Here is a 5,568-nt window from a genome sequence, read left to right as displayed (position 1 = left end):
GAATTTTAGAATTTTAGAATTTTAGAATTTTAGAATTTTAGAATTTTAGAATTTTAGAATTTTAGAATTTTAGAATTTTGCGGCGCGCAGATTAATAAACAAATTAAAACGCGCCGCGGTAAGTCGTGCTAGCAGCTAGTTTGTAGCGTCTTGAAGCTCTTCTTCGATCTCGGAGTTGCTTTTTACGACCATGCCTGAGCCGTGGATGACGCTAGGCATGCAGGATGTGCAGATATGCACCGTCTCGCCGTTTTTATGCGCCTTGATAAAGACCGCGTTTTCATCGTCGCTGCTTTTGAGCGAACATATATTGCAAATGTAAATATCACCTGATTTCATAGAAATCCTTTCTTAAAAAATTTCGCACTATTTTATGAAAATTTCAAAATTTTTCATTGATTTTAGTTAATCTTTAGCGATTTTTATTGCGGGCGCTTTCGTCTATCAACACTATGTGCGTCAAAAAGATGATGAAAAATAGCTGGAAAAATAATCCTACCAGCGGGATCAAACACAGCAGATAAAAAATAAAAGCGCTTAGAGCAAATTTATATCCGCCGCCCATTCTATAAGAGCGCTCGAAGCTTTTGGCGCTTAACGCGTTTGAAGCGACGTCGATTAGAACCAGCTTGTAATAGATATAAAAAAACGGCACATTGATTATGAATAAATTTATTACCGGTACGAACAAAAGCACCGAACAGATAAATAAAATCGCTAAAAATTTTAAAATTTCAACGCTCATCAGCTTTAGCACTCGCGCCGTGCTCGCTTCGTCCGCGCGGCTTAGGTGGTAGTGGCGCGCGTTGATCTCTTTGGTGACTGCGGGTGTCAAAAAGGCTGCGATGATAAGCGCACAAAACACGCTAAGCATCAGCACCGCGAAGCTGGCAAACACCGAAAAAATCGCGCCGATAATCCACTTCGTAGCAGCAAAACTTAGAATTTTTGCAATTATTGGGAAGCGCTGCTCGTCCAAGAAGCTAAAATCGCCGCTTTGCGCGCCCTGCGAAAGCGCGTCAAAAAGCTCTTTGCCGCCGAAAAATGCGAGCGTGCCTAATATTATGATCGAGCACACAAGCGGCAATAGCGAGAGCAAAATGAACTTTCGCGTAAAAAAATCCTGCTTTGCCAAATTAAAAATTCTACCCATGTATGCTCCTATTTGCGTTATTTTAGCGACTTTTGCGACGGAATTTGAGCTGAGTAATTTGGCTGCCGCACCCCGCCTCATCAATCCGCTCACTTGGCGCAATCTCTTGCTTTAGCCGGCTCATCTCGCATTATAATACGAAATTTATGCTTTGATCGCTCGCCATCCCCGCGTTTAATTTGCTCATTTATAGTGTGTAAAAAGAGGCCAGATCTAGCTTGGTTTTTACCTGTTGCAAATATTTATTTGCTTACTACGCGGAATTTTACCTCTTATAAATAAGCTGGCACTGCGTAAAATTTCAGGCACAAAATTGCAGAATTCCAAATCAAAGCCCTTTTTTAAAATTCGCATGCCGAAATTTTATAGATGGAATTTTAAAATCTTAAAGATAAATTTCGCAAGCAAATCCATGACTTTACTTCGTCGCGTCGTAGATCTTTTGCAATTGCTCGTAAATTTCGTTTGCGCTTACTGTGCCTTTTGATAGCACCTCGATTAGCACCTCGTTATCTTCAAGGTCTCCCCAGATTTTGCGGTAGCTGCCCTCTTTGTAGCCGTTATTTTGGCGGAATTTATTTAGCACGTTTTTACCGATATATTTGGCAAAAAGTATGTCTAAGCTCACTCCGCATTTAATCGCCACGCGAAAAAAATCGGTCAGTAGCTCGCCGATTTGCAGCTCAAAGCCGCTCGTTTCGTGGATTATGAGCTCGATGTCGTTTACGATCTCGTAGATGCTGTATTCGCGCACGTCGTAGGCGTAGGAGCTAAACTCTGCAAATCCGCTTACTGCCGTGACATCGCTTACGATGTGGTCGATGTCTTTGCTGCCGTAATATTGTTCTAAAATATAGCTCATCACGAAGTGCCAAATATCAACGATCTCGATGACGATATTATTCACGTCCGGCGCTGCAGAGATATTTTTCCAATGCTTCCACGCAAAGCTATCGATGAGCTCTGCGCATTCCATATAAATGCAGCGCTTCCAGTTGATAAGTTTGCCGTTTTTTGTATAGCCGTCCTCCCAGCCCACGCCATTTGTTTCGTCGTTTAGGGCTTGCTGCATCAAAAACATCTCTTTTACTTTTTTATAATTTTCCATAAAAATTCTCCTAATTTTGGCTCGCGATTATAGCTAATAAAAGAAAATCATTGTATAATTTAGCAAAAAGGAGGCTTAAAATGTGTGCCGCTCAGGATAAATTCGACGAGTTTTTAGGCAGGATGAAACTCCTATCTCTCGGAGTTTTGCGCAATAATCTGCCATATTGCTGCAGTACATTTTATGCCTACGATCCGCAAAATAAGGAGCTCATCATCGCAAGCGCGAGCGACTCCGAGCATATCAAAGCAGTCTTTGCCAACCGCGGAGTTGCGGCTACGGTCGCACTGGATACGAAATTTGTAGGTAGGATCAAAGGCGTGCAGATTTGCGGCCATATCCGTAGCGCGGATGAGCGCGAAACCTCGCTATATCTTAAGCGCTTCCCGTTTGCGCGCGCGATGGAGACTGATTTTTTTACGATTAGAATCGATTGGATGAAAATGACCGATAATACTCTAACTTTCGGCAAAAAGCTAATTTGGGAACGCTAATTCGCTAAGAATACCATCTATTTATATTTTGCGAAATTTTAAACTTGCAAGACTTAAATTTTATCTAGTAAGATTTTGAAATTTGCATAAATTCTATCTTGTCGATTTTTCAAAGAATTTTACCATTAGACCCGCTTTAAAATTTCCGCTCGGTTGGTTTTTTGAATTTTACAGCATGGAATTTAGCGTAAAATTTCATCTTGCAAGCGGGGATTATCGCAAATTTTATTCCCTTGGAAGCGGAGCCTGCCACGTAAAATTTCGCTTGAAAATTTTAAAATTCTAAAATTTAGCTTTTCAAATTTAATCTGACGCGCGAGCTTAGCTCTGCCGCTCCCTAATTTCGCTTACTAGCCGTCCGCCGATCGCGTAGTCGTCAGTGGATATTTCGTCTATCGTAACGACCGTAGTTTTCTCGCCCCTGCCCAGCACGGCTACGAGGGCGTCGGTGAGGTCTTTTACGAGCCTTGCTTTTTGTTCGCGACTTAAGCCGCCGCGCTCTTTAGTGATTTTGACGTTTATGTAGGGCATTAATTCTCCTTAAAATAAACGTAATTGTAACTAAAATTTCGTCTGTGCGCCTGAAAGTGCGAAATTTTATGTTAAAATCGCCGTGATCTGAATTTAAGGAGAAAATATGCCATTGTTAGATAGTTTTAAGGTCGATCATACCCGCATGAATGCCCCTGGCGTGCGGCTCGCAAAGAGCATGCGCACCAAAAGCGGCGATAAAATCAGCGTCTATGATCTGCGGTTTTGCCGTCCGAATTTAGAGATTATGAGCGAGCGCGGCACCCACACGCTGGAGCATCTTTTCGCGGGCTTCATGCGCGAGCATCTAAATAGCGCGGACATCGAGATCATCGACATCTCGCCGATGGGGTGTCGCACGGGCTTTTATATGAGCGTGATCGGCGCGCCTAGCGAGAGTGCTGTCGCGGCGGCGTGGAGCACGAGTATGAAGGATATTTTGGGCGTGGGCTCTCAAGCAGAGATCCCCGAACTGAATAAATTTCAGTGCGGCACTTTCGCGATGCACTCGCTAGCAGAAGCTAAACAGATCGCGCAAAATGTGCTAAATAAGGGTATCGGCGTGATCAAAAACGACGAGATTGCGCTGGATCCAAGCAAGATAAAATAGTTTTGAAATTTAAGAGATAGTGCAAAATTCTAACGCTATCTCTTTGAACTCCCGCTCGGCTCGTGATCAGTATGTTACGCGCTATAAAAACATTATCGTAAAATGTGCAAAAATTCGAGGCGCAAAAATGCGTATCTGCTAAAACAAGCCGGAGGTAGCATCTATTTATAAACCGACTTGGAGCTTGCCGTAAAGTCTGCGCCATGCGAGGTTTTTGATAAAAGCTACGATTTGGCTTTAAGCTGGGTGGCAAAAGCGCGTAAGCAAAGCTCATATCAAATTTAATAAATTTATCTAGCAGAGCAGTTTTAAATTTAGAGGAATTTTTAAAATTCCGTCTTAAATTAAAGCCGAAATTCTATCCGCAAATACCATGCTTATGCGCCTCTTACTTTTAGATGCGATCTTCAATCCTCCAAAAAAATCGCACAGTAAAATGTGAATTTAAAATTTTTATTTAAGGTTACGTTGCGAGTTTGGCGCTTGAAATTTCACTTTCGCTGCACGAAAAGAATGCTAAAATTCCGCCAAAACCGCGCCGGATGCGGTGAACTTCAAGGAGAGAAAATGCAAAGAATTTTTCATATAAAAGATGCTATTTGTAGCGATGAGCGAGCCGTAAAAACGACATTTTTTACTACGGAGGCCACTTGCGGCGCGGTTTGGATCGTCAAACGCGGCCAGGTCGTAGCGCCGCATATTCACCCAGACGGCGATGACGTGTGGATCTGCTTAAGCGGACGCGGCGTGTTTTATCCGAGCAAGGGCGAGGAGGTGCCGATCTGTGCGGGCGATCTAATCATTTCCAAAAGCGGAGAGTGCCACGGTATGAAAAATACGGGCGATGAGGATTTTGTGTTTGCAAGCGTTACGGCGCCGATTCCGTGCGGTTACGAAGCGCTTTGAATTAAAATTTGCCAGAGATTTTGTGGCATTCGTAAAATAAATTAGCGCCGCAAAGAGTTAAATTAGAATTTGTCCGTAGCGTTAAATTTCATAAATTTAGCCGCGCTTTTGTACAATTTCAAGTGCCGCGCAATCTGCGGCGAGATTAAATTTGAGGCAAAAGATGTATGAGGATTTTACGCAAGAGCCAAAGGATGAGCGCGCGCAAAAGAAGCGCAAAGCTAGGGCGCGCAAGGTAGAAGCAGATCGTAAGCCGGTGCGAGACGCGCCTCGGGGCATGCCGCTTTGGCGCAAGATCGCGCTTGGCGCGACATTTGTATTTGCGGCTTTTAGCGTGCTCGCTCTGTTTGCGGTTATAAATTCCGCAGACGACTACTCGCCGCAAGAGCAGATCAAATACAGCGATTTTTATAAAAAAGATGGCGAAATTTACGCCCTCGTGGTGGGTGCGGGCTATTTTGCGATACCGGGCGCGGACGCGGCGAGCTTTCGGGTTTTGGATTTCGGCTCCGGCTACCGCTCCAACGTCGCGGCGGATAAAAACGCCGTATATTGCGGAAACATCGCGATGAGCGAGCTGGAGCCCGCGCGCACGAAAGCCGTGGCGTTCGGATACGTAAGCGACGGGCGGATTAGTTATTTTTGCGACGGCGAGGCGGTACCCAACGACGCGCTGGGGGCTCTTAAGCTTATTTATCAAACCTTGGCGCATATTTTTTGGGATGCGCCCAAGCCGCAAAGCTACCTCTATAAATTTAAACGCATG

General features: G+C 44.1%; 8 protein-coding genes. 4 read left to right on the top strand and 4 right to left on the bottom strand.

Annotated features, from left to right (window positions below; genetic code table 11):
* Positions 1-135: 135 nt before the first annotated feature.
* The 3 genes from Q0340_RS11905 to Q0340_RS11895 form a co-directional block, all read right to left on the bottom strand.
* Positions 136-339: a hypothetical protein gene (locus Q0340_RS11905; RefSeq protein WP_297941994.1), complete on the bottom strand. Its 204-nt coding sequence runs from the start codon at positions 337-339 to the stop codon at positions 136-138.
* A 73-nt stretch (positions 340-412) separates the two neighbouring features.
* On the bottom strand, positions 413-1,153 hold the full coding sequence (locus Q0340_RS11900) for an EI24 domain-containing protein (RefSeq protein WP_298083483.1): 741 nt from the start codon (positions 1,151-1,153) through the stop codon (positions 413-415).
* A 418-nt stretch (positions 1,154-1,571) separates the two neighbouring features.
* On the bottom strand, positions 1,572-2,261 hold the full coding sequence (locus Q0340_RS11895) for a dUTP diphosphatase (RefSeq protein ID WP_298083482.1): 690 nt from the start codon (positions 2,259-2,261) through the stop codon (positions 1,572-1,574).
* 80 nt (positions 2,262-2,341) lie between these two features.
* Between Q0340_RS11895 and Q0340_RS11890 the strand changes: the two genes are divergently transcribed.
* Positions 2,342-2,755, top strand: coding sequence for a hypothetical protein (locus Q0340_RS11890; RefSeq protein WP_298083481.1), 414 nt, complete (start codon positions 2,342-2,344; stop codon positions 2,753-2,755).
* Positions 2,756-3,076: 321 nt separating this feature from the next.
* On the opposite strand, the gene Q0340_RS11885 is transcribed toward Q0340_RS11890, so the two are convergent.
* On the bottom strand, positions 3,077-3,286 hold the full coding sequence (locus Q0340_RS11885) for a 4-oxalocrotonate tautomerase family protein (protein WP_297901984.1): 210 nt from the start codon (positions 3,284-3,286) through the stop codon (positions 3,077-3,079).
* Positions 3,287-3,392: 106 nt separating this feature from the next.
* Between Q0340_RS11885 and luxS the strand changes: the two genes are divergently transcribed.
* The 3 genes from luxS to Q0340_RS11870 form a co-directional block, all read left to right on the top strand.
* Positions 3,393-3,896: an S-ribosylhomocysteine lyase gene (gene luxS / locus Q0340_RS11880; RefSeq protein WP_298083480.1), complete on the top strand. Its 504-nt coding sequence runs from the start codon at positions 3,393-3,395 to the stop codon at positions 3,894-3,896.
* 567 nt (positions 3,897-4,463) lie between these two features.
* Positions 4,464-4,802: a cupin domain-containing protein gene (locus Q0340_RS11875; RefSeq protein ID WP_291940291.1), complete on the top strand. Its 339-nt coding sequence runs from the start codon at positions 4,464-4,466 to the stop codon at positions 4,800-4,802.
* A 163-nt stretch (positions 4,803-4,965) separates the two neighbouring features.
* On the top strand, positions 4,966-5,568 hold a 603-nt coding region (locus Q0340_RS11870; protein ID WP_298083479.1), incomplete at its 3' end, for a DKNYY domain-containing protein.

Source organism: uncultured Campylobacter sp. (assembly GCF_938045595.1).
Classification (GTDB): domain Bacteria; phylum Campylobacterota; class Campylobacteria; order Campylobacterales; family Campylobacteraceae; genus Campylobacter_B.
This window is presented reverse-complemented; position numbering and strand designations above follow the sequence as displayed.